The sequence below is a fragment of the Ralstonia sp. 25mfcol4.1 genome (assembly GCF_900104095.1).
GTDB lineage: Bacteria > Pseudomonadota > Gammaproteobacteria > Burkholderiales > Burkholderiaceae > Cupriavidus.
In genome coordinates this window covers 82,166-108,151 of the sequence record NZ_FNJO01000016.1, presented here as the reverse complement: position 1 = coordinate 108,151, position 25,986 = coordinate 82,166, and the positions used below count along the sequence as shown (strand labels likewise).

22 protein-coding genes are annotated in these 25,986 nt (G+C 64.5%); 15 read left to right on the top strand and 7 right to left on the bottom strand.

The window, feature by feature from the left end:
- The first annotated feature begins 18 nt into the window (after positions 1-18).
- The 6 genes from BLQ58_RS23860 (at position 19) to BLQ58_RS23830 (ending at position 6,395) form a co-directional block, all read left to right on the top strand.
- Positions 19-840 carry a molybdate ABC transporter substrate-binding protein gene (locus BLQ58_RS23860; RefSeq protein ID WP_029051336.1) on the top strand — a complete coding sequence of 274 codons (822 nt, stop codon included), beginning with the start codon at positions 19-21 and terminating at the stop codon, positions 838-840.
- Between the two features lie 492 nt (positions 841-1,332).
- Positions 1,333-1,836, top strand: a complete 504-nt coding sequence (locus BLQ58_RS23850; RefSeq protein ID WP_092602512.1) for a MarR family winged helix-turn-helix transcriptional regulator — start codon at positions 1,333-1,335, stop codon at positions 1,834-1,836.
- A gap of 283 nt (positions 1,837-2,119) precedes the next feature.
- Positions 2,120-2,896, top strand: a complete 777-nt coding sequence (locus BLQ58_RS23845) for a GntR family transcriptional regulator (RefSeq protein ID WP_092602576.1) — start codon at positions 2,120-2,122, stop codon at positions 2,894-2,896.
- Positions 2,897-2,974: 78 nt separating this feature from the next.
- The gene (locus BLQ58_RS23840; protein WP_092602510.1) at positions 2,975-4,039 is read left to right on the top strand and encodes an aromatic ring-hydroxylating oxygenase subunit alpha; all 1,065 of its coding nucleotides are present in this window, start codon (positions 2,975-2,977) and stop codon (positions 4,037-4,039) included.
- Entirely contained in the window at positions 4,039-4,977 is a 939-nt protein-coding gene (locus BLQ58_RS23835) for a PDR/VanB family oxidoreductase (protein ID WP_092602508.1), read from the top strand. Before BLQ58_RS23840 ends, BLQ58_RS23835 begins: the two co-directional genes overlap by 1 nt.
- 80 nt (positions 4,978-5,057) lie before the next feature.
- Entirely contained in the window at positions 5,058-6,395 is a 1,338-nt protein-coding gene (locus BLQ58_RS23830; protein WP_092602506.1) for an MFS transporter, read from the top strand.
- A gap of 136 nt (positions 6,396-6,531) precedes the next feature.
- On the opposite strand, the gene BLQ58_RS23825 is transcribed toward BLQ58_RS23830, so the two are convergent.
- The 6 genes from BLQ58_RS23825 to BLQ58_RS23800 all read right to left on the bottom strand — a co-directional run bounded on the left by BLQ58_RS23825 (position 6,532) and on the right by BLQ58_RS23800 (position 13,959).
- Positions 6,532-7,392 carry an amidohydrolase family protein gene (locus BLQ58_RS23825; RefSeq protein ID WP_092602504.1) on the bottom strand — a complete coding sequence of 287 codons (861 nt, stop codon included), beginning with the start codon at positions 7,390-7,392 and terminating at the stop codon, positions 6,532-6,534.
- A 19-nt stretch (positions 7,393-7,411) separates the two neighbouring features.
- Positions 7,412-8,401: a Bug family tripartite tricarboxylate transporter substrate binding protein gene (locus BLQ58_RS23820; RefSeq protein ID WP_092602502.1), complete on the bottom strand. Its 990-nt coding sequence runs from the start codon at positions 8,399-8,401 to the stop codon at positions 7,412-7,414.
- Between the two features lie 89 nt (positions 8,402-8,490).
- Positions 8,491-9,594 carry a porin gene (locus BLQ58_RS23815; protein WP_092602500.1) on the bottom strand — a complete coding sequence of 368 codons (1,104 nt, stop codon included), beginning with the start codon at positions 9,592-9,594 and terminating at the stop codon, positions 8,491-8,493.
- 46 nt (positions 9,595-9,640) lie between these two features.
- Positions 9,641-11,551: a feruloyl-CoA synthase gene (locus BLQ58_RS23810; RefSeq protein ID WP_254776089.1), complete on the bottom strand. Its 1,911-nt coding sequence runs from the start codon at positions 11,549-11,551 to the stop codon at positions 9,641-9,643.
- 62 nt (positions 11,552-11,613) lie between these two features.
- Complete coding sequence (locus BLQ58_RS23805; RefSeq protein WP_092602498.1) at positions 11,614-13,065, bottom strand: aldehyde dehydrogenase; 1,452 nt, start codon at positions 13,063-13,065, stop codon at positions 11,614-11,616.
- 60 nt (positions 13,066-13,125) lie between these two features.
- Positions 13,126-13,959 carry a p-hydroxycinnamoyl CoA hydratase/lyase gene (locus BLQ58_RS23800; protein WP_092602496.1) on the bottom strand — a complete coding sequence of 278 codons (834 nt, stop codon included), beginning with the start codon at positions 13,957-13,959 and terminating at the stop codon, positions 13,126-13,128.
- 387 nt (positions 13,960-14,346) lie between these two features.
- Here BLQ58_RS23800 and BLQ58_RS23795 point away from each other — a divergent pair, with 387 nt between their 5' ends.
- The 4 genes from BLQ58_RS23795 to BLQ58_RS23780 all read left to right on the top strand — a co-directional run bounded on the left by BLQ58_RS23795 (position 14,347) and on the right by BLQ58_RS23780 (position 19,389).
- A complete protein-coding gene (locus tag BLQ58_RS23795) occupies positions 14,347-15,249 on the top strand; it encodes an amidohydrolase family protein (protein WP_092602494.1) in 903 nt (300 codons plus the stop codon).
- Between the two features lie 40 nt (positions 15,250-15,289).
- Positions 15,290-16,213 (top strand): amidohydrolase family protein, encoded by a 924-nt coding sequence (locus tag BLQ58_RS23790; RefSeq protein WP_092602492.1) that lies wholly within the window; start codon positions 15,290-15,292, stop codon positions 16,211-16,213.
- A gap of 125 nt (positions 16,214-16,338) precedes the next feature.
- Entirely contained in the window at positions 16,339-17,781 is a 1,443-nt protein-coding gene (locus BLQ58_RS23785; protein ID WP_092602491.1) for a UbiD family decarboxylase, read from the top strand.
- A gap of 219 nt (positions 17,782-18,000) precedes the next feature.
- On the top strand, positions 18,001-19,389 hold the full coding sequence (locus BLQ58_RS23780; RefSeq protein WP_092602490.1) for a nucleobase:cation symporter-2 family protein: 1,389 nt from the start codon (positions 18,001-18,003) through the stop codon (positions 19,387-19,389).
- A gap of 99 nt (positions 19,390-19,488) precedes the next feature.
- Here the strand turns inward: BLQ58_RS23780 and BLQ58_RS23775 are convergent, their stop codons facing one another.
- Entirely contained in the window at positions 19,489-20,388 is a 900-nt protein-coding gene (locus BLQ58_RS23775; RefSeq protein ID WP_092602488.1) for a LysR family transcriptional regulator, read from the bottom strand.
- Between the two features lie 193 nt (positions 20,389-20,581).
- On the opposite strand from BLQ58_RS23775, the gene BLQ58_RS23770 reads away from it, so the two are divergent.
- From BLQ58_RS23770 to BLQ58_RS23750, 5 genes are read left to right on the top strand one after another with little or no spacing between them, the layout of a single operon-like run.
- Complete coding sequence (locus tag BLQ58_RS23770; RefSeq protein ID WP_092602486.1) at positions 20,582-21,442, top strand: FAD binding domain-containing protein; 861 nt, start codon at positions 20,582-20,584, stop codon at positions 21,440-21,442.
- The gene (locus BLQ58_RS23765) at positions 21,442-21,957 is read left to right on the top strand and encodes a (2Fe-2S)-binding protein (protein WP_092602484.1); all 516 of its coding nucleotides are present in this window, start codon (positions 21,442-21,444) and stop codon (positions 21,955-21,957) included. Before BLQ58_RS23770 ends, BLQ58_RS23765 begins: the two co-directional genes overlap by 1 nt.
- Positions 21,954-24,239, top strand: coding sequence for a xanthine dehydrogenase family protein molybdopterin-binding subunit (locus BLQ58_RS23760; protein WP_092602482.1), 2,286 nt, complete (start codon positions 21,954-21,956; stop codon positions 24,237-24,239). The genes BLQ58_RS23765 and BLQ58_RS23760 overlap by 4 nt, the downstream gene beginning before the upstream one ends.
- Entirely contained in the window at positions 24,236-24,862 is a 627-nt protein-coding gene (locus BLQ58_RS23755) for a UbiX family flavin prenyltransferase (protein WP_092602480.1), read from the top strand. The genes BLQ58_RS23760 and BLQ58_RS23755 overlap by 4 nt, the downstream gene beginning before the upstream one ends.
- The gene (locus BLQ58_RS23750; protein ID WP_092602478.1) at positions 24,859-25,932 is read left to right on the top strand and encodes a CobW family GTP-binding protein; all 1,074 of its coding nucleotides are present in this window, start codon (positions 24,859-24,861) and stop codon (positions 25,930-25,932) included. The genes BLQ58_RS23755 and BLQ58_RS23750 overlap by 4 nt, the downstream gene beginning before the upstream one ends.
- The last annotated feature ends 54 nt before the right edge of the window (positions 25,933-25,986 follow it).

Genomic DNA, 25,986 nt, shown 5'->3' with positions numbered 1-25,986 from the left:
CCCTGCCGCAGAACGACAATGAAACGACCCCTCACAGCACGCCCAGACCCCAGCAGCAGCATCGCCGCACGGTTCGCCTGCACCTCGGTCTCCGTACTCGCACTGCTCTTGTCCTCGCCTGCACACGCAAGCGACCTTATCGCCGTCACGTCCGGAGGCTTCGCTGAGGCAGCCAAGGAGCTTACGAGCCGCTACAACAAAGAAAACCCTTCGGTTCCGGTCACTCTCACATTCGGGCCGTCCATGGGCAAGACCAACAACGCGATCCCCGCCCGCTTGGCACGTGCGGAACCGATCGACGTGGTGATCATGGTGGGGGGTGCGCTAGATAAACTGATGGATAGCGGCAAACTGGAACCCGGTAGCAAAGTCGTTATCGCCAATTCCAGGATTGCCTGCGCTGTGCCTGCCGGCAAACCCCGACCCGACTTGCGCACCGTGGCGTCGGTGCGTCAGGCCTTTCTCGACGCCCCTTCCATCGCATGGTCCGACAGTGCGAGCGGCGAGTACATTCAGGGCGAGCTCCTGGCTCGCCTGGGGATCGAGGCGGAAGTGAAAAAGAAGGGCAAGCAAATCCCGGCGACACCCGTCGGAGAGATACTGGCGAAAGGGGAAGCTGCATTCGGATGCCAGCAACATAGTGAGCTCCAGCCAGTCCACGGTATCGACATCGTCGCTGAGCTGCCTGACGAATTACAGCGCATCACACCGTACGCTGCAGCCATCGTCAAAGGCAGCAAGCGTAGCGCCGATGCCAAAGCGTTCATCCAATATCTGGCGGCGCCGTCGAATGCAAAACTCATCAAGGCAACGGGGTTGACGCCTCTCAACAATAACTGAAACCTCGCGTATTAACAGACCGACATTGGGTCAGCATACGCAATCTCCTGTTATCCCTAGCGCTTGCGTCGGCCGTGCCGGGGCCTCCCGCTTTCTCTACTTCGAGAAGCCAGCGTGGGCCCGGGCGGTTTCGTCTTCCAGCTTGGACACCGCCACCTTTACCTTGCGCCGCCCCCACATGAGGCGTTGTCCCGGCTCACCGATGGCACGGTGACGTCGGCACCGCGCTGCTCCATGATGCGACCGCGCACCAGCTCCAACAAACGCATTGTGATGCCCCGGTGCAGCCGGCATTGTGGCGCCGGCACGGTATCCCGCGTCGCGCGGGCGGGGGGGTAGAGCGACATTTCGGCGGTGGGCATGCCTTCACGGCGTCCGCCGCATCAACCGGATGTCAGGTCACCTGTTATTCGCATATCATCCTTACCTTGGAACACCCGACGCGGAGAAGGGAAAGACCTTCCCGCACCCAAGACAGGACAGACGACCAGAATGACACGCCGGACCACGAAGGCATCTTCGGCACAAACGACCGAGAAGACAAAAGACAGGGCGCCGTCGGAGGCGCAGGCCCCGACGGCGCTGCCTAGTCGGTTGCCTTACCTGATTGGGCGCACCGACCGAATCGTCAAGCGCCGCCTCGGCGAGGTGCTGGCCCCCCACGGGCTGACCCTCCCGCAGTTCACGGCCCTTTCCGTGTTGCATGCGCGTGGCCCGACTTCCAACGCCCAGCTGGCCGAACGCTCGCTCATCTCGCCTCAGTCAGCCAATGAGGTGGTCAAGACGATGGAAGCGCGTGGCTGGATCGTGCGCCAGCCCGACCCATTGCACGGGCGCATCGTACTGCTCAGCCTCACCGACAGCGCACGGGCTTTGCTTCGGCAATGCGATGACACGGTTGCAGCGATGGAGCGGGACATGCTGGACGGAATCGATGCCGCGCATGCAGCCATGTTGCAAGAGCTGCTGAAAACGTGCGCGCGTAACCTGCGCTGAAAGCGGGTACCCCTCGCTCGATCGAGGGCATGGCTTTACGACTGCACACCACCTTGCCGCCATAGCGCGGCGGGCAGCGGGCCGAGCGACCTCAATCTATTGTTGTATCCAGCTTTTCCGCTGAAGCGCCTTTCCCTCAGAAATTCAGTCAATTTTCTTAACGTTTACCCTCGATTCCGGAGCCGTCTCTTGTCATTGCAGCGCAGACTGAATACAGTCTGTATACAACAACGCAATGAAACGCCGCCTGGTCCAGCGCGGCTCGCCCCACGGAGACATCCTGATGGATACGGACAACCACAACGTCGGCGACGGTAAGGCGGGCACCAGCACGTCCCAGGCCGTTCGCGCCCTGCTCGGCCTTCGCGAACTGATTCTTGGCGGCGAACTGCCGCCCGGTGCACGCATTTCGGAAGTATGGGTGTCGGAGCGCCTTGGCGTATCGCGGACGCCAATCCGCGCGGCACTGATCCGGCTGCAGGAGGAAGGGCTTGTCGAGCCGATCCCGTCCGGCGGCTTCGCCGTACGCTCGTTCGACGAGAACGAAATCAGCGATGCGATCGAACTGCGCGGCACGATGGAGGGTCTGGCCGCGCGCCTCGCCGCCGAACGTGGCGTTAGCACGAGTCTTCTTCACGCCATGCGCGATGTCATAGCGCAGATCGACACCGCACTGACCGGCGAACTGACCGCCGTGAAATTCTCGCAGTACGTCGACCTCAACGCGCGTTTTCACCAATTGCTGGCCGAGGCCTGCGGCAGCGGGCTCGTTGCACGCCAGATCGACAAGGTGACGAGCCTGCCGTTCGCTTCCGCGAGCGCCTTCGTCATGGTGCAGTCGATCGACGAAAGCGCGCGCGAGATGCTGCTGCTGGCGCAGTCCCAGCACTGCGCGGTGGTCGAGGCCATCGAACAGCGCGAAGGCGCGCGTGCCGAGGCGCTAATGCGCGAGCACAGCCGCATCGCCAACCGAAACCTGAAGTTCGCATTGCAGAACCAGCAGGCAATGTCACAGGTACTTGGCGGCAGCCTGATTCGGCGCGCCGGCCGTACCGCCTGACCCGCTACGCGGGTTCCTTCACCACGCTCTTCGTCAACCAAAGGATCCTGGCGCCACGCGCGCCGGGAGGGGAAAGTCATGTTCTTAAAAAACACATGGTATGTGGCCTGCACGCCCGATGAACTCAATGACAAGCCACTCGGCCGCACAATCTGCAACGAGAAGATGGTGCTGTACCGAGATGGCACCGGCTGCGTCGCCGCGCTGGAGGACTTCTGTCCGCATCGCGGAGCGCCGCTGTCACTCGGTTTCGTGCGCCAAGGGCAGCTGGTCTGTGGCTATCACGGCCTGACAATGGGCCGCGATGGCAAATGCAAGGCCATGGCCGGCCAGCGCGTTGGCGGTTTTCCGTCGATCCGCAACTACCCCGCCGTGGAGCGATATGGCTTCGTCTGGGTGTGGCCCGGCGATGCCGCGCTGGCCGATGACGCGCTGATCCCCCATCTCGAATGGGCGGTGAGCCCCGAGTGGGCGCATGGCGGCGGGCTGTACCACATCGGCTGCGACTATCGCCTGATGATCGACAACCTGATGGACCTGACGCACGAGACCTACGTGCACGCGTCAAGCATCGGCCAGGCAGAGATCGAGGAATCCGCACCGGATACGCGCGTGGAAGGCAACTCGGTAATCACTAGCCGCCATATGGAAGGCATACTGCCACCGCCATTCTGGGCCGCCGCGTTGCGCGGCAACGGTCTTGCCGACGACGTGCCCTGCGACCGCTGGCAGATATGCCGCTTCACGCCGCCGAGCCACGTGATGATCGAGGTCGGCGTGGCCCACGCCGGCAAGGGTGGCTACGATGCGCCCGCCGAGCACAAGGCGTCGAGCATCGTCGTAGACTTCATCACGCCAGAGACGGAGACCTCGATCTGGTACTTCTGGGGCATGGCGCGCAACTTCAAGCCGGACGACGCTGCACTCACCGCGACAATCCGCGAAGGCCAGGGCAAGATCTTTGGCGAGGATCTGGAGATGCTGGAGGCGCAGCAGCGCAACCTGCTGGCCAACCCCGCGCGAACACTGCTAAAGCTGAACATCGACGCCGGTGGCGTGCAGGCCCGCCGCATTCTGGACCGGCTGCTCGCGCAGGAACAGACGCAGGCCTCACAAGCGGTTGCACCGGCGGGAGCGGCATGATGCAGGTTCGGATCGCAAGCAAGACGGCGGTCGCCGACGGTATCGCCCTGTTCGAACTGGTGGCCGCCGATGGCAACGCGTTGCCACCCTTTACTGCAGGCGCGCATGTCGACGTGCATCTCGGCAACGGGCTGGTACGCCAGTATTCGCTCTGTAACGACCCGGCCGAAACGCACCGCTACCAGCTTGGGGTGCTGCGCGATGCCGCGTCTCGCGGCGGCTCGGCAGCGATGCATGCGCTCACGGCCGGGAATATGCTCGAGATCAGCGCGCCGAAGAATCACTTCCCTTTGCATGCCGACGCCAGGCATTCCGTGCTGCTCGCTGGAGGCATCGGCGTAACGCCGATCCTGGCAATGGCACAGAGCCTCGCGCGCAGCGGCGCGTCGTTCGAGTTCCACTACTGCACGCGCAGCGCCGCCAGCACGGCATTCCAGGACCGGATCGCTGGTGACGACTTGCGCGAACGCACATTCCTGTACCACGACGACCGGCAGCGCGCCGACCTGCAGCGACTCCTGGCCTCGCCCCAAGCCGATACGCATCTCTACGTCTGCGGACCAACCGGTTTCATGGCGGCCGTACTGGACACGGCGCGCGCCGCCGGCTGGAGGGAGTCGAGCCTGCACCGCGAGTACTTCTCGGCGCCGGAAACGCCATCCAGCCCCGGCGGCGCCTTCCAGGTAACAGTGCAGAGCACGGGCCGCGTCATCGATATCGGTGCGGACGAGACCGTGGTGCAGGCACTGGCCGAGCACGGGGTGGAGATTCAGACCTCGTGCGAGCAAGGTGTCTGCGGCACTTGCCTTACGCGCGTGCTGTCTGGGACGCCCGATCATCGCGACGCCTACCTTACCGATGAGGAACGCGCCGCCAATGATCAGTTCCTGCCCTGCTGCTCCCGCGCGAGGACCGGAATGCTCGTGCTGGACCTGTAGCCGCGCTGTTTTGCAAGACGCCGTACCCCGAAAAGCCGCCCGTCCGTGGCGGTACTCAACAAATACAAGGAGGTAGACAAATGCTGCCAGAGATCAGGGAAACCATCAACCGCGGCACGATGAGCCCTGCCCAGGTGATGGCGATTGCCATCTGCATCGTACTCAACATGCTCGACGGGTTCGATGTGCTCGCGATGGCCTTCACGGCATCGCACATTTCCACCGATTGGCACCTGACCGGCAAGGAGGTCGGCGTACTGCTCTCCGCCGGCCTGTTCGGCATGGCTGCCGGTTCGCTGTTCCTCGCGCCGTGGGCGGACCGCATCGGCCGCCGACCGCTGATCCTGATTTGCCTGGGGACGATCTCGGCCGGCATGCTGTGCTCGGCGCTCGCGCAAAACGTGCCGCAGCTTGCGGCGCTGCGCGCCGTGACAGGGCTCGGCATCGGGGGGATGCTTGCCAGCATCAACGTGATCACGGGCGAGTACGCGTCCGACAAGTGGCGCAGCACGGCAATCGTGCTGCAGGCGACGGGTTATCCGGTTGGCGCGACAATCGGCGGTGCTATCGCCGGCGTACTGCTCACGCATTACGGCTGGCGCAGCGTGTTCGTGTTTGGCGGCCTCGTCACGCTGGCGATGGTCCCGGTAGTGCTTGCGCGCCTGCCGGAATCGCTCGATTTCCTGATCGCCCGGCGCCCCGAGGGTGCGCTCGACAAGCTCAACCGGCTCCTCGCGCGCATGGGACGCCCATCGGTCGCCGCGTTACCCGCCATCGAGGCAACGCAAGCGCGGGAAGCAGGCGACGTGCGCAGCCTCTTCCGAGGCAGCCTGGCCATGCAGACGCTGATGATCTGGATGTCGTTTTTCCTCGTGATGTTCACCTTCTACTTCGTGCTCTCATGGACGCCAAAGCTCCTTGTGGCTGCGGGAATGTCCGCGCAGCAGGGCATCACGGGCGGGGTGCTGCTCAACGTGGGCGGCATCGTCGGCGGCACAGCGTTCGCGTTCCTCTCCGCGCGCATCGGACTGCGGCCGCTGCTGTGGAGCTGCTTCATCCTGACCGCGCTGATGATGATCGCCTTTGGCCTGTACGCGAGCACGCTCGCGCCGGCACTGGCGCTGGCGGTCCTGATTGGCGCCGGGATCTTTGGCTGCATGGTCGGTCTCTATGCCTACGCACCGATTCTGTACCCGGCGCAGACGCGCACCACGGGCATGGGCTGGTCGATTGGCATGGGGCGATTCGGCGCGGTGCTTGCGCCGCTCGTGGCGGGGTCGCTGCTGGATGCGGGCTGGCCTTCGGCGCATCTGTACTATGTGTTTGCGATCCCGCTGCTGGTGGCAATTGCCAGCGTAGGCCTGCTCGGGCGCCTGACAGCGGCCGTTGGCCAACCCGTGCGGGTCGGCGCGCACTGATCCGCGACTGACCCGATACCGGCCGCGTGCCGGCTATCTCAACGACAGCGGCACGCAGCCCGGTCCAGGCCTGCGTGCCGAAGGTAGTGCGCGAGAGAAATGCGCGTCCGGACGCTCTTCGCAATGCGCCGCGCCGTCAAAGCCCCAGCAACCGGACGGCGTTGTCCTTCAGAATGCCAGGCATCACCTCGGGACGGAATCCGGCCTGCCTGAAGTCATCCATCCACCGTTCCGGGGTGATCAGCGGGAAATCGCTGCCGAACAGCACCCGGTCCTTGAGCAACGTGTTGGCGTAGCGCACAAGCTGCGGTGGAAAGTACTTCGGACTCCAGCCGGACAGGTCAATCCATACGTTAGGCTTGTGCATCGCCACGCTGATCGCCTCGTCCTGCCACGGGAAGCTCGGGTGCGCCATCACGATCTGCATGTCGGGAAATGCAATCGCCACGTCGTCCAGGTGCATTGGATTGCTGTACTCGAGCCGCAGCCCGCCACCGCAACGCATGCCGGAACCGATGCCGCTGTGTCCTGTATGAAAGATCGCGGGCAGGCCGTGCCCGTTGATGACCTCATAGATTGGCCACGCCATCCTGTCGTTCGGATGAAAACCCTGCACGGTCGGATGGAACTTGAAGCCCTTCACACCGTGTTCCTCGATCAGCCTGCGCGCTTCGCGCGCGCCGAACTTTCCCTTGTGAGGGTCAATGCTGGCGAAGGCCATCATGATGTCGCCATTGGCCTTCGCCGCCGCAGCGATTTCTTCGTTGGGGATCCGGCGCCGACCAAGGTTCGACTCGCTGTCCACCGTGAACATGATCAGGCCGATTCTGCGCTCACGGTAATAGGCGACAGTTTCTTCGATCGTCGGCCGGCGCTTGTTGCCGAAGTATTTGTCGGCGGCGGCATCGTACTCCTCGCCGTAGTTGTCGAACGGGTTCCAGCAACTGACTTCCGCATGCGTATGGAAGTCGATCGCGACAAGGTTCTGGTGATCCATCATGGACTCCGGGGCGCCATCAGGATTCGGCCGTGAAGCCGACCTTCTTCACGAGCAGACCCCACTTGCGGTACTCGGCGTCCATCGCGCGCTTCATGTCGTCGGATGACGAGCCTTTCGCCACGAGACCAATCGAGAGGAAGCCATCGACGATGGCCGGGTCCTTGAGCGCCTGGTTGATCGCGGCGCCTGCCGCGGATAGAACGGCTGGCGGCGTCCTGGCCGGCGCCAGAAAACCGAACCACTCGTCGGCAACCACTTCGGGATAGCCAAGTTCCGCAAACGTGGGCACTTCCGGCAGGTATGGCGCCCGCGTGGCACCTGAAGTGGCCAGTACACGCAGCTTGCCGCTCTTGACGAATGGCAGGTAATCGCCAGTCAGCGTGAAACTCGAGGCGATCTGCCCGGCCACCACGTCGTTGACCGCGGGCAGCGAGCCACGATAGGGCACGTGGCGCAAGTCCAGGCCCGCGTTAAGCCCAAACAGCGCACCGACGAAATGGGGTGTCGATCCCGCGCCCGGCGAGCCGTAGTTGGCGTCCGCTGGGTGAGCCTTCGCCCACGCGATGTAGTCCTTCACAGTCCGCACATTGGCGGGCACCGCCGGTCCCACGGCGAGCGCAAACGTCATGTATGCGGCCGTGGAGATCGGTGCGAAGTCCGCCGCCGAATAGCTGAGCTTCGTATAGACATGCGGATAAGTCGACAGCGCCGATGCTTGCGAGAGCGCAAGCACGCTACCGTCGGCCGGGGATGCTTTCAGCAGTTCGAGCGCGATACGCCCGCCCGCGCCGGGGCGGTTATCCACCACCGCGCCGCTGCGCGAGAACGCCGTGTTGGCGAATTTCTCGCCGACCCGCCGGGCAACCTGGTCGCCCACGCTGCCGGCCGGAAAACCATAGAGTACCTTCGCCTGCTGGACCGCCTGGGCGAGCGCGGCCAGGGGCGACAGCGCACCGCATGCGGATGCGGCCATCAACGCCTGAAGAAGATCGCGGCGTGTTGTCATGACTTGTCTCCTCGTTGTCGTGTATCGGGCGCCCTGGCGTATCTCGTCGCCGCCTCTTGGCGCCCTGGTCTGCCTCTTGCAGGCGGAGGTCAGAAGATATGCTTGATGCCGGTCATCACACCGAACTGCTGGCCGCCCGGGCCGGTATTGGACCCCGTGGCGCCGCCACTGACCGAAAGGGTCAGTTGGCCGCTGTTATTGATGTAGCCGGCTGTCGCGTAGACGGACGTGCGCTTCGAGAACGCGTAGGTGCCGCGCAGCGCGTAGAGCATCGCCTTGTTATCGCTGTTGTGGAACTTGTAGTAATAGACTTGTCCGGCGACATTGAAAGCCGGGGTCACGTCGTGAGAGACGCCGCCGTAGATCATGTCGCTGCGCGGCGTGGGGCTGCCGTCATTGTCGCGCCGAATCCAGCCGAGGCCGACCTTGGTCTGGGAAAAGATTGCGTAGCCGCCAAGAAACAGGCGGTCGTCCGTGAAACTGCTGCTTGTGAGGCCGCCGAACGCACCGGGACCACCCCGCAACGAGTCGTAGGCGGCGGACAGCCCAATCGTCGGACCAAGCCCCTTGAATTCGTACAGCAGCATCGCCGACCATTCGCGGCACGCCCGTTTGTCCGCCGGGTTTTCGCCGGCACAGTTCTGGCCCGTCGGGCTCGGTCCGGCATTGACCGTGTCGCGGCCGAAGCTGTAGGTCGCCCCCACCGTCAGTCCGTTGAACGTGCCCTTGTATGCGACCGCGTTGTCCGCGCGGGCATTCGGCAGGTAGCTGTCGAGCGAGCCGGAAGCATAGACGTTCGGGCCAAGAATGTCGGCGTCCAGCGTCGCCCAGAACAGCATCGTGTACTGGCGGCCGACCCCGACCTGGCCCCAGGGCCCCGAGAGCCCCACCAGCGCCTGTCGTCCGAACAGACGCCCACCCTGGCCCGACGCGCCGGCGTCGGGCGTGAACCCGGACTCGAGCACGAACACGCCTTTCAGGCCGCCACCGAGATCCTCGCTGCCGCGTATCCCCCAGCGCGACGGCACCGTGCCGGTCAGCGTTGGCATACGCACCACACTGTTCTTCGCGGTGCCGATGTTGTTGACGTACTCGACGCCGGTATCGACGACGCCATAGAGCGTCACCGATTGCGCGCCCGCGATTGCCGGCGCTGCCGCCAGCACTGCGAGACCTGCCCGTCCAAATTTCATCTGTTGTCTCCTCTTGTCATGGCCGATCGTGTCGGCGTTGCTGCTGTCATGCTTGCCGGCTCTGCGGCGCGGCTTCCTGCAAACGGATCACGCGGCTATCGCGGCCGGCGTCGTCGTAAAGCACGTCGACAAGCGCAGCGCGGCGCGTAAGCACGGCACGCTGGTTGATCGAGCCCTTGTCGGTCAGTTCGCCGTCATCGAGCGACGGCGCCGCTTCGAGCAACAGCAGCCGCCTGACGCGCGTGGCGCTGCCCGTGGCAGTGAGGTCGAGCTTGCGCAGCATCGCCGCGAAGGCTTCGCGTACCGGCGCGGACGCCAGCACTTCCCGCGTGCCCGTGTCCGCAGGCAGGCCGGCCAGGCGGCGGCATTCCGCCATTTGCGGAAAGACGAGTAGACCGATCTCGTCTCGGTCCGCGCCCGCGATCACCACGTCCTGGACGAAAGGGGCTCCGGCCCCGATCGCCCGCGCGCGCAGCGGCCCGACACTCACAAACGTGCCGGTGCTGAGCTTGAAGTCCTCGGCAATGCGCCCGTCGAACTGGAAACCAAGCGCCGGCCGCTCGGGATCGACAAAGCGCAGTGCATCGCCAGTGCAGTAGTAGCCTTCCTCATCGAACACCTGCCGCTCGGGGTCCGCCTCCGCGCGCCAGTAACCCGGCATGACGTGCGGCCCGCGAAAACGGGCCTCGTACTTGCCGTTGGCCGGCACCAGTTTCAGCTCGCAGCCCGCGGCAGGAAGGCCGACATAGCCGGAGCGCGCGACCGGGCCTGTCGTGAACATGCTCGACGGTGCGGTCTCCGTCATGCCGAGTCCGGACATGATATGGATGCGCTGTCCGCAATGCGCCTCGGTGACGCGCTCGAGCCGGTCCCACGCCTCCTGCGAGAGGCCGGCGGCGGCGAAGAAGTAGAGATTGACGCGCGAAAAGAACGTCTCGCACAGCCGGGCATCATGTTCCAGCGCCCTGCCGAGTTCCTCCCAACCCTTCGGCACGTTGAAGTAGATCGTGGGCGCAATCTCGCGCAGGTTGCGCAGCGTTTCATCGAAGGCACCCTGCAACGGCCGTCCGCCGTCGATGTAGAGCGTGCCGCCGTTGTAGAGCACGATGCCGACATTGTGGCTGCCGCCGAACGTATGACTCCAGGGCAGCCAGTCAACCAGAACCGGCGGCACACGGCCGAGCTCCGGCATCGCCTGCCGCAGCATTTGCTGGTTGCTGCACAGCATGCGGTGCGTGGTCGTCGCCGCCTTGGGCTGCCGCGTGGAGCCGGAGGTGAAGAGGAACTTGGCGATCGTATCGGGACCAACCTCAGCGTTGGCAGCGTCAACACTGCCGGGACGCGTCTGTGCCAACACATCGAACGACGTCGCGGCGCGCCCGGGAAGATGACCGTCACGCGTCACGACCTCGACGCCGGCCGGCACCACGACTTCGATAGCGCGCGCGAACGCTGGGCCATCGGCGGCGTAGACCAGGCCGGGCGTCAGCAAATCGAACACGTGCCGGAGCTTGCCGAAGTCGCCGGAGACCAGCGAATACTGCGGGGATACGGCTGAAAACGGCACGCCAGCCCAAAGCGCGCCGAGCGCCAGTTGCAGATGCTCGAGGTCGTTACCGGAAAGGATCAGCAGCGGCCGCTCGGCGCTCAGCGAACGGTCCAGCAACGCCTGCCCGATCGATCGTGCACGCGCCAGCATCTCGCCATATGTGATCGTGATCCAGTTGCCGTCGGGGCCGCGCTGCGCAGCAAGCACGCGCGCCGGGTGACGTGCGGCGCCGGTGGCGAGGCAATCGGACATCCGTTCCGGATAGTCCTGCAGCACTTCCCGCGAACGCACGCGCCAGATGTCGCCGTCGCGGCAGAACTCGGCGTCCGTGCGCCCAATGGCGACGTCGCGGTAGGACACTGCAGCGCCCCCGGGGCCGGGGGGGCCTTGCGTCGAGACGTTTTTCACGTCCTGTCTCCTCACTGTTTTGTTGCCTCCCTCTGCGGGGAGTATGTGGCTCGGCCGCCGGTTCAGACCGGATAGTGGCGCGGGGTGTTCTGGATCGTGATCCAGCGCAGGTCGGTGAACTCGGCCACTGCCGCCTGGCCGCCAAAGCGTCCATAGCCGCTCGCCTTGACGCCGCCAAACGGCATCTGTGCCTCGTCATGCACGGTGGGACCGTTGATGTGGCAGATGCCCGATTCGACTCGTTGGGCAACCGACATCGCCCGCGACACGTCGCGGCTAAATACCGACGCGGAGAGGCCATATTCGCTGTCGTTGGCCATGCGTACCGCCTCGTCGTCGCCATCCACGCGCCCAACCGTCACTACCGGGCCGAACGATTCCTCACGGTAGAGCTTCATGCCCGGCGCGATGCCGTCGACGATGACCGGCTGCACGATCGCGCCGTCTGTGTGCAAACCCACGGGCAGGCTTGCGCCTTGCGCGCGCGCGTCCTCCACCAATGCGGCGATGCGCCGCGCGGCATCCTTGCTGATCAGCGCGCCCAGCACGCTGGCGGGATCGGCGGGATCGCCAGCCCGCAGCGTCTTCGCCTTCGCGGCCAGCTTCTCGACGAACCGGTCGGCGATCTTGCGGTCAGCGATCACGCGCTCCGTCGACATGCAGATCTGCCCCTGGTTGAAAAAGGCACCGAAAGCCACGGCGTCGACTGCCGCATCGAGGTCCGCATCGTCGAGCACCAGCAACGGCGCCTTGCCGCCAAGCTCCAGCAGCGCCGGCTTCAGATGCCGGGCCGCGTGCTGGGCGATGATCCGGCCCACGTGGGTAGAGCCGGTGAAGTTGACGCGGCGCACGGCGGGATGCGCAATCAGCCGCTCGACCACCTGCGCCGCATCCTCGGGCGCGTTCGTGACCACGTTGACGACACCGTCACCAAGCCCCGCCTCCTGCAGCACCGTCCCGATCAGGCGATGCACGCCAGGACACGCCTCGGATGCCTTGAGCACGACCGTGTTGCCGCACGCGAGCGGCATCGCCAGGGCGCGGGTGCCGAGAATCACCGGCGCGTTCCACGGCGCAATGCCAAGCACCACGCCGCACGGCTGGCGCACTGCCAGGGCCAGACTACCCGGCACGTCCGAGGGAATCACGCTGCCCTCGATACGCGTCGTCATCGCGGCGGCCTCGCGCAGCATGTTGGCCGCCAGCATCACGTTGAAGCCGTACCAGTTTGGCATGGCGCCGGTCTCAGCCACGCCGATGCGGATGAAGTCCTGCGTACGCTGGTCCATCAGGTCGGCGGCCTTCAGCAGCCGGCGGCGGCGCTCGCCCGGCAGTAGTGCAGCCCACCCCGGAAAGGCGTCCGCGGCAGCATTGACGGCGGCATCGGCATCCGCGAGCGTGGCTGCCGGGGCGCGCGACACCACGGCATCGTTCACCGGATTGCGGCGTTCGAAGGTGGCGCCATTGGTGGCGGGCCGATCCTGCCCGCCAATCAGCATGGTCAGTTCGTTCATCAGCGTTGTCTCCTGGCGGCGGCTCGTTGGGCCGCCGTCTCGATCGGGGTTGACGGCCGGTCAGGCGCGCTTGTAAGCCTGCAGGCCCGGCTTGATCGACTTGTCGTCGAGGAATTGCTTCAGACCCTGCTCGCGGCCGTGCTCGGGATCGCGCAGCTGGGCCTGGTCGAGCTTTGCGTACAGGTAGTCCTCGTTCTGCTCCCACGTCAGTTCGCGGCTGCGCTTGAAGCCAATCTTGGCCGCCCGCAGCACCACCGGGTTCTTCTCGAGCAGCTTTCCGGCCAGCGCGATCGTGTGCTCGCGCAGTTGGGCGCGCGGCACGCTCTCGTTGACCAGGCCCATCGCGGCGGCCTCGCTGCCGGTGAAGGTGTCGCCCGTCATGATGTAGTGCAGCGCCTTGCGGTGACCGACCGTATCGGCCATTGCCTTGCTGACCAGGTTGCCGGGCGGAATGCCCCAGTTGATCTCCGACAGGCCGAAGGTGGCCTCGTCCGCGGCGATTGCCAGGTCGCAGGCAACCAGCGGCGAAAAGCCGCCGCCAAAGCACCAGCCGTTGACCATCGCGATAGTCGGCTTGCTGTACATGCGCAGGAGCCGCCATTGCCACTGCGACGCATCGCGGCGGATTTTCTCCTGCAGGATCTCAGGGCCGGCATCCACTTCACGGAAGTACTCCTTCAGATCCATGCCCGCCGTCCAGGCGTCACCGGCGCCGGTCAGGACCAGCACCTTGGCGTCCGCATCCAGCTCCAGCTCTTCCAGCACCTGAACCATCTCGGCGTTCAGCGTCGGGTTCATCGCGTTGCGCTTCTCGGGACGGTTGAACGTCACCCACGCAATGCCCTCTTCCACACTGACCTTCACAGCCTTCCAGCGCCCTTCGTAATCAGCCATCTCTGCTTCTCCTCGGTAATCCGGTTTCGCGATGGTGTCAGTGTATTATCAAGCTACCTGATATCTCAAGCGGAATTTCCTTTTTGCGCGTAAACCCCGACGCAGCGACGACCAGCGCAGGTAGACAGCGCCGCCGCGTGGCCGGGACGCAGCTTTCGCTGTTCGTGCATCGCACCACAAGTCGCGCTTGACGCCTGCGGGCGGCAGGCTATATAACGAACGCGTGGGTAGAAGCGGTCGATCGAACAGCAGCGGCGCAATGCCGCGAGGTTCATCTGGAGATTGCTCACTGACGGAGTTCCTGTCAGTGGCGCCATGACCAGACCGGTCCCACCTCCCCTGACCAGACTCCAAGCCTTTCACCAGAGTCATCGTTAGGGAATCTCAATGATCATCGACACCAGCTGTTATCCGACCAATCTGGTCGACCTGGCCTGGCGCCATGACGGCGAACCGTTTACCGGCGAGCGTCTGATCCAGATGATGGATGGCCCGTTCACGATCAACGGCAAGCCGCGCCGCATCGACAAGGCGTTCATCCAGCCGCCGCAAGGCAACACGATCTACACCTATACCGACGGCGTGAAATCGGGCGGCGAATCCATCGACGCCTACATGGCCTACACGCGCGAGATGGTGGCCACGTATCCGGACCGCTTCATCGGCTGCTTTGTCTACAACCCGCGGTGCGGCGTGGAAAATGGCGTCAATGCGATCGAGCACTATGTGCGGAAGCTCGGTTTCAAGATGGTGCAGTTCCAGGCCAACATGCACGCATACCGGCCGGATCGCGCGCTGGACTGGCTGCGCCCCGCCCTGCGGAAATGCGCGGAACTGGGCGTGCTGGTGAAGCTGCACACTGGCGACGGCCCGTACAGCATCCCCACCGAATGGGTGCCGATGATGAAGGAGTTTCCGACCGTCAACTTCATCATGGCCCATTTTGGCGTGCAGACCGGCGGCGTGTATTGCTTCGAGCCGTTTCAGATGGCCATGGACATGCCTAACGTCTATTGCGAATCCGGCTGGTGCCTGCAATCCCGGATCGTCGAATTCGCGAAGGTGCTCCCGAAGCACAAGATCCTGTTCGGCTCGGACACGCCTCCGAACGAACCAGGCATGTGGCTGCGTCTGCTGGAGGTGCTGTGCTTCGAGCCGCCCCAGGGACTCAATCTCGATGAAGACATGCTCGAGGATTACCTCGGCAACAACGTCGCCCGCATGATCGGCCTGGAGCCGACGCCGGTGCCGCGTTCGCTGGAAGAAGCCAAAGCGCGCCTGGCCGCATGAACGCGGACACCCCAAAGAGATTCCGACGGAGCATACGAACATGATCATCGACACCCACCTGCACCCGACCAACCTTGTCGACGAAGCCTGGCGACACACGGGCGAGCCCTTCACCGGCGAACGCCTGCTCAAGATGATGGACGGCCCCTACATCATCAACGGCAAGCCGCGCCGCATCGACATGGGTTTCATCCAGCCGCCGCCGGGCAACACCGGCTATCGCGACGGCAACCGCCGCGGCCGCGAGGGCATTCGCGACTACATGGCCTACGTGGCCAGCTTGTGCCAAAAGTATCCGGACCGCTTCATCGGCAACTTCACGTTCAACCCGCGGTGGGGCCCGGAAGAAGGCGCACAGGAGCTGGAATTCCACGTCAAGGAATACGGTTTCAAGATGCTCAAGCTGCATGCCAACATGCACGGCTACCGGCCGGATCGCGCACTGGACTGGCTGCGTCCCGCCATGAAGGTCTGCGCCAGGTACAACATCGTGGTGCTGATCCATACCGGCGACGGACCCTACACCATTCCGACCATGTTCTATCCGGTCATCCGCGAATTTCCGATGGTCAATTTCATCATCGGGCACTTCGGCATCCAGACCGGCGGCAACTACTCGTTCGAGGCGTTCTGGATGGCCATGGACACGCCGAACGTCTACTGCGAATCGGGCTGGTGCTTCCAGTCGCGTATTGTCGAGTTCGCACGCCAGTTGCCGCGGGACAAGATCGTCTTCGGCACCGACACGCCGCCGAACGAACCCGGCATGTGGCTGCGCGAACTGGAAATGCTTTGCGGCCCTGCGCCCCAAGGCATGGATCTCGATGAGGACGGCCTGGAGGACTACATGGGCAACAACATTGCCCGGCTGGTTGGCATCGAGACCACGCCGCCGCCGAAAACGCAGGAAGAAGCTCAGGTACGCCTGAACGACACCTACGCCAGCAAGCACATCTACGCCTGATCCGGCCGCAGCAACTGACGTTTCACTTTCCCGTCTGGTCACACACGGGCGCGTCGTCAACCTCGACGCCCGCGCCCGTGCGCGGCAACGGTGTCCCGTTGAAGTATCCCAAGCGGAGCCATGCCATGACTGCCTCGACTTCCCTGCCAGGTATCGACCGACATACCGGTCAGGGATCCGGCCCGGTGTTCGAAGACACCTCGCAGGACTTTCACACTTTCCTGGCCGCCTATTGCGCGGCATTTCCCGACGATGTCCTGACCGTGCGCGAGCCGGTCACCGCCAACCAGGACCCCTCCGCGCTGGTATGGGCGCTGGCCGCCCAACAGCGTCATCCCATAGTGAGGTTTGACGACGTGACTGCGTTAGGCACACCGTTGGTCACCAACCTGTTCGCGTCACGCGAACGCGTGGGACGTATGCTTGGAGGTGTCTCGCCCGCCGGCATCCACGCTGAATACCAGGCGCGCGCGCGACGCCTGCTGTTGCCACGGGTGCTCGATTCAGGCGAAGTAACCGGCATCGTGCAGGAACATGTGGACCTGACCACCCTGCCTGCCATCCGGCACTTCGCCACAGATCGCGGGCCGTATATCACAAACGCCATCCTGATCGCCGAAGACCGGGAGCTGGGCATCGGCAACGCCAGCTACCACCGTTCGATGCTGCATTCGCCAAACGAGATTGCCACGAGCCTGCATTCGCGCGGCCACTTGTGGCGGATGTACCAGCGTGCGGCCGAACTGGGCAGGCCGCTGCCGGTGGCCATGGTGATCGGCGCGCATCCGTTGTTCATGCTGGCTGGCGCCGCACGTCTGCCCTATGGCGTGGATGAGCGGCAGGTGGCGGGCGGACTGTTCGGTGCACCGCTTGACGTCGTGCGCACCCCGCGATACGGCATCGAGGTGCCGGCACATGCGGAAATCGTCCTCGAAGGGGTGCTTGATCCCGGCGCGCGTGTGGACGAAGGGCCGTTCGGCGAGTTTACCGGCTACTCGTCCGATCGCTCCACCAACAACCTGCTGCGCGTGGAAACCGTGATGCGACGCACCGACGCGTGGCTGGTCGACGTGGTCGGCGGCAATTCTTCCGAGCATTTGAACCTCGGTCGCATTCCGCGCGAATCGGAGATGGTGGAAAAGCTCAAGGATCGCTTTCCCTCCGTCACTTCCGTGCACTACCCCAGCTCCGGCACGCATTTTCATGCTTACGTGGCGCTGCGCCAGTCGCGCCCGGGAGAAGCACGCCAGGTCATGCTGGGCCTCCTTGGCTGGGATCCGTACCTGAAGACCGTGGTCGCCGTGGACCACGACGTCGACATCACGAACGACGAGCAGGTGCTATGGGCCATGGCTACGCATCTGCAGCCGCATCTGGACGTGGTGATCGTGGACGGCTTGCCCGGCAGCGCGCTGGACCCGTCGGCTTCGGGTGTCGGCACCACTTCGCGTATGGGACTCGACGCCACGCGCGGGCCAAACTTCGACGGCGTCCGCGCACGGATCGATGACGATGCGATGGCGCGCGCCGCCGCGCTGCTTGCGCGCATCGATACGGGAAAACACTGAGTCACGCATTCAACCATCCACGGCGTGCGGCATTGATCGGGCTACCCGATCCATTCATCCAAACGCCCCATTTACCCAATGTCCGGTCGCTGGCATGCTGCCCTGACAACGACACGCAGGTGGCGGGAGAACGTGGCATAGCCCACGTGGGCTGCAGCTGCTCTTCCCTTTCCGAACCACCACGCGGGCAGTACCGGCCTGGAAGACGAAGGAGACAGCATGGCCCCCAACCCCAATCGGCACCGGATCGAGACGGTGCACCCGGTGGATGAAGTCTTGCCCCCGCTCAGGCTGGCCGCGCTTGGACTGCAACATGTGCTCGTGATGTACGCGGGCGCGATTGCGGTGCCGCTGATCATCGGCGGCGCGCTGCATCTGCCCAAGGACCAGATTGCGTTCCTGATCGCGGCGGACCTGTTCTGCTGCGGCCTGGTCACGATGATCCAGAGCATCGGCATCGGGAAGATCGGCATCCGCCTGCCTGTGATGATGGGCGTCACTTTCACGGCCATCGCGCCGATCATCGCCACCGGCTCGAACCCGTCGCTGGGGCTGCCAGCCGTTTTTGGGGCAGTGATGGTGGCCGGCGTGTTCACATTCCTGGCTGCACCGTACGTAAGCCGGCTCATCCGCTGGTTTCCACCTGTGGTGACCGGCACCGTGGTCCTGGTCATCGGCATTTCGCTGATGCGTGTGGGGGTGAACTGGGCAGCCGGCGGCAACCCCACGCTGAACACGCCCGCAGGCCCCGTGCCCAATCCCGCATATGGCTTGCCCTTGCATATCGGCATCGCAGCCGTGGTGTTGCTGACGGTGCTCTGCATGATCGCGTTCTTCAAGGGCTTCCTCTGCAACATCGCGGTGCTGATCGGCATCACGGTGGGATTTGCGATCGCGGTGGCGCTGGGCAAGGTCACGTTTGCCGGCGTGCATGCGGCCGACTGGGTGGCGCTGATCACGCCATTCCACTTCGGATGGCCCACCTTCGACCTCATGACGTCGATCACGCTGTGCGTGGTCATGGTGGTGATCATGATCGAAGGCGTGGGCCAGTTCCTGGCGCTGGGCGAAATCGTGGAACGTCCCGTCACGCCCGACGATCTGGCGCGCGGCCTGCGCGCCGACGGTGTAGGCGCGTTGGTGGGCGCCGTGTTCAATACGTTCACCTACACGTCATATGCGCAGAACGTGGGGCTGGTGCAGGTGACCGGCGTGCGCAGCCGCTGGGTATGCGCCACGGCGGGCGGCATCCTGATCGTGCTGGGCTGCCTGCCCAAGCTCGCATTCTTTGCCGCGTCGATTCCGCAATATGTGCTGGGAGGCGCAGCGCTGGTGATGTTCGGCATGGTCGCGGCCACGGGCGTGCGCATACTCGCACACGTGGATTTCGTAGAAAACAAGAAGAACGCGTACATCGTTGCCGTGAGCGTGGCGCTAGGCATGATCCCGTTGGTGGCCGACAGGTTCTTCGCGCAATTGCCCGAACTGCTGGCCAAGTTTTGCCAGAACGGCATCCTGCTCGGCACATTGTGCGCGGTGCTGCTGAACCTGCTGTTCAACGTACGCGCCGAAGATGCCCCGCAGATTCTGGCGAAGAAGGTGGCGTAGCGGTTGGTGGTTTCGGCTGTTCTCCCGCGAACAAAAGCGTAGCGGGGAAGAGCGGGCGCGGTGGCGCGAAGCCACGCCGTGGCAACAGTCGCGTCCGCTCTATTTCCCCAGATCGCTCCGATGTCGCATCAGCAGATCCCGAAACGATTGCGCGGATGGGGACAGCGATCGGTCCGCATGCATCAGGAGGCTGATGTCGCGCGAAATGACAGGGTCTTGCGGCATGACGGTCACGAGACCCAGCGCCGACGTCAGCCGCGTGACAGCCGTGCTCATCACTGCGACGCCTAATCCGGCATCGACCATGCCCACCATGGTCAGCGGCAGGAACACCTCGTGCACACGCGACAGCGAAATGCCGCGCGTGGCGAGTGCGGCGTCCAGGCAGTCGCGAATGGGATTGCCGCGGTGCGGCCCGATCACCGGCAGCTTCGCCACGTCTTCCCACGTCAGTTCTCGCCGGCGAGCCAGCGGATGGCTGGGCAGCATCACGATCACGAATGCGTCGGAAGATAGCCGATGGGCACTGAGATCGGGCTGACCTTCCGGGATCGTGCCGATGCCGAAGTCGACCTCGCCCGCGCTGACCATGCGCGGCACTTCGTCCTCGGCCACGTCGTGCAGCTCCACTTTCACGCCGGGATGGCCCACGCAGAACTCGCGAATGAAACGCGGCAGCATCAGTGCCGCCTGGATCGACGACGCGGCAATCGACACACGGCCGCGGCCAAGTGAGCGCAACTCGGCGGAACTGTCGATCACGCTGTCGATGTCGGCCACGGCCTTCCTGACCATTGGCAGCAACTCCGCGCCGGCTTGCGTGATTTGCATCAGGCGCGTATGGCGGTCGAACAGCTTGATGCCCAGGTTGCCTTCCAGTTCCTGGATCAGCGCGCTGACCGACGACTGCGATAGGTTCAGCTTTTCCGCCGCGCGCGTGAAATGCAATTCCTCGGCGACGGCCACGAAGGCGCGCAGCTGCCGCAGCGATACGTTCATGTTGACTGGCATGTCTCCCCCTGCTCTGTGGTGCGCCGTAACGGCGTCGGCTTGGCAGTGATTCAAAGGGTAACACGATGAATAAATCCGATTATGGGTATTTACCGATGACGGCTCGCCCACCATGATCGAGGCACGGTCAGCGGCAAATGCACGCCCCGCACGGGCCGCAAGCATCCCACAGGAGCCGAAGATGAGAGCGTTTGAATATCTCGAACCCGCCACGCTTGCAGAGGCCGCGGCGCTGCTGCATCGCTGTGGCGGTGGCGCCAGCGTGCTGGCCGGCGGCACCGACCTGCTCGTGCAGATCAAGGAATCGCATCGCCAGCCCTCGCACGTCATCAACATCAAGAAAATTCCCGGCATGGACGTGCTTGCATTCGATCTCGCTGATGGCCTGCGCATCGGCGCGCTGGTTACCACGCGCGAGGTGGAAACGTCGTATGCGGTGCGTCGTCACTACGCCAGCCTGGCCAGGGCCGTCACGGACTTCGCCTCGATCCAGGTACGCAACCGCGCCACCGTGGTGGGCAATGTGTGCCGCGCATCGCCGTCGGCCGATTTGCTCGCGCCACTGATCGCCGACAACGCGTCGGTGCATCTGTACGGCCTGCAAGGCTCGCGTTCGATGTCCGTGGAAGACTTCGTGACTGGCGCCGGCAAGACCGCCCTTGCGCCAGATGAGCTGGTGTCGCGCATCACCATTCCCGCGCCGGCCCCGCACACCGGCAAGGCGTACATTAAGCACGGACGGCGCGTACAGATGGAACTGGCGACCGTCGGCGTGGCCGTGTCAATCACGGTGGATCGCGGGCATTGCACCGACGTTGGGATCGTGCTTGCCGCAGTCGGTCCCACGCCAATTCGGGCACGACATGCCGAAGCGGTGCTGCGCCATCGCCCCGTCACCGACGCGCTGATTCTGCAGGCCGCGCATGCCGCCATGGAAGATGCACGGCCGATCAGCGACGTGCGCGCAAGCGCCGAATATCGCCGCGAGATGGTGGGGGTGCTGACACGCCGCGCCATCGCCCAAGCCCTGGAGACACTGTGATGCGCAAACTGATCGAAGTGGATATCAACGGCGAAGTCCGCGAGCTTGCCGTGGAACCCAACAGTACATTGCTGGATGCGCTGCGCGCCGACGCCGGACTTACTGGTACAAAGAAGGGCTGCGATGTGGGCGAATGCGGATCGTGCACGATCCTGGTTGACGGCATGCCGATGAACAGTTGCCTGATGCTGGCGCCCGAAGCCCACGGCCGCAAGATCGTCACGATCGAAGGCATCCAGCCCGCCGCAGACGAGGTGCATCCGATTCAGGAACAGTTTATGCGCTGCGGTGCAGCGCAATGCGGTTTCTGCACACCTGGCTTCATCGTGGCCATCAAGGCATTGCTCGATGCCAACCCGCAGCCCACGCGGCAGGAAATCCGCTTTGCCATCTCGGGCAACATCTGCCGCTGCACGGGCTACACCAGGATCATCGAAGCTGTGGAACGGACGGCCGAGGCCATGCGCCATCCAGACGGCGACGCCGCTCACGCACTGACGGAGAACGCACGATGACCCACGCCGTGATTGGACACAGCGTCAAGCGCGCCGACCTGCTGGACAAGGTCACCGGCAACGCCAAGTACGTATCGGACATGCCGATGGCTGGCCTGTTGCACGCCAAGCTCAAGCGATGCAACGTGGCACACGCGCGCATCGTCAGCATCGATACTTCGGCCGCGCTGGCGCTGCCGGGTGTCAAAGCAATCCTCACGCATGAAAACGTGCCGCGCGTGCTGCACGCGGGATCGCCACATCCGCGCTCGGCGTCAGTCACCGGCGACCAGTACATCCTGGACAACAAGGTCCGCTACTGGGGAGAAGGTGTCGCGGCCGTTGCGGCCACCAGCGAGGACATCGCGGCGCGCGCCATCGAACTGATCCAGGTCGAGTACGAAGCCCTGCCGGCGCTCTTCACTGTGGAAGATGCGACCGCGCCAGGCGCCGCGCTGATCCACGACCGCGAACCGGGCGGGAACCTTGTGCTGCCGCCGGTCAAGATCGAGCGTGGCGACGTAGACAAGGGTTTTGCCGAAGCCGACTTCATCCTCGAAGGCGTGTACGAAGGCGGCCGTCCCACGCCGGCCTACATGGAACCGAACGTGCTGACCTGCAAGTGGGACGGTAACGGCAACCTGACGGTGTGGATCTCGACGCAGACCGCGTTCATGGTGCGCGGCATCATGGCCGAGGTGCTGGGCCTGCCGCTGCACAAGGTGCGCGTGCTGGTGGATCACATGGGCGGCGGGTTCGGCGCCAAGCAGGATCTTTTCCAGGCGGAGTTCCTGTGCGCGCTCCTGGCACGCCAGACGCATCGTCCGGTACGGATGGAATACACGCGCGAAGAGACCTTCCTGGGCGGACGCACGCGCCATCCGGCCAGGATCTGGCTGCGGCAAGGCTTTCGCAACGACGGCACCATCACCGCGCGCGAAGCGAAGGTGGTCTTCAATTCTGGCGCGTACGGTTCGCACGGGCCCGGCGTGACCAATGTCGGCACGGCGGCCATGGTGTCGCTGTATCGATGCGAGAACGTCAGGCTGGAAGGCCGCTGCGTCTACACCAACAGCCCGATCGCCGGCGCCTTCCGTGGCTATGGCGTGGTACAGACGTACTACGCGCTCGACATCCAGATGGACGAGGCCGCCGAACGACTGGGCGTCGATCCCGCCGAACTGAAGCTGCGCAACGCGGTCCGTGAAGGCGATATCGCACCGTCCAACCATCCGCTCATCGGCCACGGTCTGGAAGCGTGCATCCGCAAGGGCATGGAAGTGGTGAACTGGAACGCTCGCCGCGCCGAAACGCGCCGGCAGCACGGCGTGCTCCGGCGCGGCTGGGGCATCGGCTGCGAAATGCACGGCAGCAGCGCTTATCCGGGTATCAAGGAACAGGCCAATGCGATCGTCAAGATGAACGAGGACGGCACCGTGGTGCTGCTGACCGGCGCCGCCGGACTGGGGACGGGCGCGCATACGGCGCTGGCGGAGATCGTGGCCGAAGAACTGGCCATTCCGTTCGAATCGGTCAGCGTGGTACACGGCGATACCGATGTGGTGCCGTGGGACATTGGCGCATTCGCCAGCCACACTACCTACATGGTGGGACGCGCCGCGCAGATGGCGGCCGCCGACATCAAGACGCAGCTGCTGGCGCGCGCGGCGAAACAGATGGAAGCGGAACCGGCGGACCTCGATATCGTGAACGGCGTGATCTCGGTACGTGGCCGCCAGGGCCCGACGATGACCGTGCGCGAAGCCGTGATGCCGCGTAAGGGCCTGCCCGCCGCGCAACTGGTGGGCACCGCCACCTATCACCCCACCAAGTCGTACTCGTTTGCCGCGCATTTCGTCGAAGTGGAAGTCGATACCGAGACTGGCTTCGTCACCGTGAAGCAGGTCGTGCCGGTGCACGACATCGGCAAGGTGATTCACCCGGTTGCCGCCGCGGGCCAGATCGAGGGCGGCATCCAGCAAGGTATTGGTCACACGCTTTACGAGGACTACCAGATCGACGTGAAGACGGGCCGGTCGCTGAACGCCAATTTCGTCGACTACAAGATGCCGCTGGCCATGGACATGCCCGAGATCCACACCGTGCTGCTGGAAGCCGCGCCCGACCCGGGCGGCCCGTTCGGTGCCAAGGGCGTCGGGGAAGATCCAATCGTCGCCATCGGGCCGGCCATCGCCAATGCCGTGTTCGACGCCATCGGCGTACGCTTTCGCCACTATCCGATCAAGCCCGAGCAGGTATTGCAGGCGCTGGCGGCAAAGCGCGCGACGGAGGCCCGCCCATGAACGCGACGCGCCGGCTGGTGGTAGCCATCACCGGCGCCAGCGGCGCGGCGTACGGTGTGCGGCTGCTGCAGGCACTCGGCATGATCGACGGCTGGGAAACGCACCTGGTTTGCTCGCCGTCCGGCCTGCTCACCGTACATCACGAACTGGGCCTGCAACGCCCCCAGGTGGAAGGGCTGGCGGACGTCGTACACAACGTGCGCGACATCGGCGCCAGTCTGGCCAGCGGGTCGTTCCGCTGCGACGGCATGGTGGTGGCGCCCTGCTCGATGCGCACACTGGCCGCCGTGGCCACCGGGCTGGCCGACAACCTGATCACGCGCGCCGCCGACGTCATGCTCAAGGAACGCCGCCGGCTAGTCTTGCTGACGCGGGAAACGCCGCTGCACCTGGTGCATCTGCGCAACATGACCACCGTCACCGAAATGGGGGCCATCGTCATGCCCCCGATGCCCGCGTTCTATACCCATCCACAACGCGTCGACGACATCGTCAACCACACCGTCGGACGCGTGCTGGACCTGTTCGACATTCCGCATGACGGCCTGGTCTCGCGCTGGGCCGGCATGCGCGCCACGCTTGCCGCCGTCAACGCCGAAGTCATCACCCGGGAGACACCATGATCGAAGCCCATCGCCGCACCCACCCGCCCGTACCCGTTACCATCCTGACCGGCTTTCTGGGCGCGGGCAAAACCACGCTGCTGAACCACATCCTGACGCAGAAACACGGACACCGGATCGCGGTGATCGAGAACGAGTTCGGCGAGGTCGACGTCGATTCCGACCTGGTGCTGACCTCCGACGAAGAGATCTACCAGATGACTAACGGCTGCATCTGCTGCGTGGTCGACGTACGGACCGATCTGGTAGCCATCCTGCAGAAGCTGCTCGAACGGCCTGAGCGATTCGACCACATCCTGGTTGAGACCAGTGGCCTGGCCGACCCGGCTCCGGTTGCCGCCACGTTCTTCATGGATAACGACGTGGCGAAGCAGGTGACGCTGGACGGCATCCTGACGCTGGTCGACGCGGTGCACATCGAGGACCATCTGGACGATCCGAAATTGTCCGGCTTCGACAACCAGGCCGTCGACCAGATCGTGGCCGCCGACCGCATCATCCTGAACAAGTCCGACCTGGTGGACGCCGAGCGGCTGGACGCGCTGACACATCGCCTGCATCATCTGAACGAAGGCGCGCAGATCTTGCGGTCGAACTACGCGCAGGTGGACCTGTCGCGCATTCTGGGCATTGGCGGCTTCACGCCAGGTGCGGCGCGCCTGCCTGACGACGACCACACCCATCATGACCACGCCGACCATGTCTGCGACGAACGATGCGATCACAGCCATGACGATGACGACCACGCACATCGTCACGATCCGTCGGTCACGTCGGTTTCGCTGGTGTTCGACGCGCCGTTCGACCGGCAACGGCTGGAACACGGGCTGCGCGCGTTGCTGGCCGCCCAAGGCGACAACGTGTTCCGGATGAAAGGCATCGTGGCCGTGCACGACGACGATCGGCGGCACGTGCTCCAGGCCGTGCACCGGCTGATGGACTTCCACCCCGGGGACGCATGGGGCGACATGCCTCGCGAAAGCAAGTTCGTATTTATCGGCCGCAACCTCGACCGGGCAAGACTGCAGACGCTGCTGGGCGTTTGCCAGCCCACGCAACTCCCCGCATAGCACGCAGCCGCCAACGCCGCCGGAATCAGCTCTGGGACCCCGCCACAATATCGG

Excerpts from the sequence above, each read along its gene's own strand:
- BLQ58_RS23860 (WP_029051336.1), top strand. The coding sequence starts at position 19 with ATGAAACGACCCCTCACAGCACGCCCAGACCCCAGCAGCAGCATCGCC.
- BLQ58_RS23850 (WP_092602512.1), top strand. The coding sequence starts at position 1,333 with ATGACACGCCGGACCACGAAGGCATCTTCGGCACAAACGACCGAGAAG.
- BLQ58_RS23845 (WP_092602576.1), top strand. The coding sequence starts at position 2,120 with ATGGATACGGACAACCACAACGTCGGCGACGGTAAGGCGGGCACCAGC.
- BLQ58_RS23840 (WP_092602510.1), top strand. The coding sequence starts at position 2,975 with ATGTTCTTAAAAAACACATGGTATGTGGCCTGCACGCCCGATGAACTC.
- BLQ58_RS23835 (WP_092602508.1), top strand. The coding sequence starts at position 4,039 with ATGCAGGTTCGGATCGCAAGCAAGACGGCGGTCGCCGACGGTATCGCC.
- BLQ58_RS23830 (WP_092602506.1), top strand. The coding sequence starts at position 5,058 with ATGCTGCCAGAGATCAGGGAAACCATCAACCGCGGCACGATGAGCCCT.
- BLQ58_RS23825 (WP_092602504.1), bottom strand. The coding sequence starts at position 7,392 with ATGGATCACCAGAACCTTGTCGCGATCGACTTCCATACGCATGCGGAA.
- BLQ58_RS23820 (WP_092602502.1), bottom strand. The coding sequence starts at position 8,401 with ATGACAACACGCCGCGATCTTCTTCAGGCGTTGATGGCCGCATCCGCA.
- BLQ58_RS23815 (WP_092602500.1), bottom strand. The coding sequence starts at position 9,594 with ATGAAATTTGGACGGGCAGGTCTCGCAGTGCTGGCGGCAGCGCCGGCA.
- BLQ58_RS23805 (WP_092602498.1), bottom strand. The coding sequence starts at position 13,065 with ATGAACGAACTGACCATGCTGATTGGCGGGCAGGATCGGCCCGCCACC.
- BLQ58_RS23800 (WP_092602496.1), bottom strand. The coding sequence starts at position 13,959 with ATGGCTGATTACGAAGGGCGCTGGAAGGCTGTGAAGGTCAGTGTGGAA.
- BLQ58_RS23795 (WP_092602494.1), top strand. The coding sequence starts at position 14,347 with ATGATCATCGACACCAGCTGTTATCCGACCAATCTGGTCGACCTGGCC.
- BLQ58_RS23790 (WP_092602492.1), top strand. The coding sequence starts at position 15,290 with ATGATCATCGACACCCACCTGCACCCGACCAACCTTGTCGACGAAGCC.
- BLQ58_RS23785 (WP_092602491.1), top strand. The coding sequence starts at position 16,339 with ATGACTGCCTCGACTTCCCTGCCAGGTATCGACCGACATACCGGTCAG.
- BLQ58_RS23780 (WP_092602490.1), top strand. The coding sequence starts at position 18,001 with ATGGCCCCCAACCCCAATCGGCACCGGATCGAGACGGTGCACCCGGTG.
- BLQ58_RS23775 (WP_092602488.1), bottom strand. The coding sequence starts at position 20,388 with ATGAACGTATCGCTGCGGCAGCTGCGCGCCTTCGTGGCCGTCGCCGAG.
- BLQ58_RS23770 (WP_092602486.1), top strand. The coding sequence starts at position 20,582 with ATGAGAGCGTTTGAATATCTCGAACCCGCCACGCTTGCAGAGGCCGCG.
- BLQ58_RS23765 (WP_092602484.1), top strand. The coding sequence starts at position 21,442 with ATGCGCAAACTGATCGAAGTGGATATCAACGGCGAAGTCCGCGAGCTT.
- BLQ58_RS23760 (WP_092602482.1), top strand. The coding sequence starts at position 21,954 with ATGACCCACGCCGTGATTGGACACAGCGTCAAGCGCGCCGACCTGCTG.
- BLQ58_RS23755 (WP_092602480.1), top strand. The coding sequence starts at position 24,236 with ATGAACGCGACGCGCCGGCTGGTGGTAGCCATCACCGGCGCCAGCGGC.
- BLQ58_RS23750 (WP_092602478.1), top strand. The coding sequence starts at position 24,859 with ATGATCGAAGCCCATCGCCGCACCCACCCGCCCGTACCCGTTACCATC.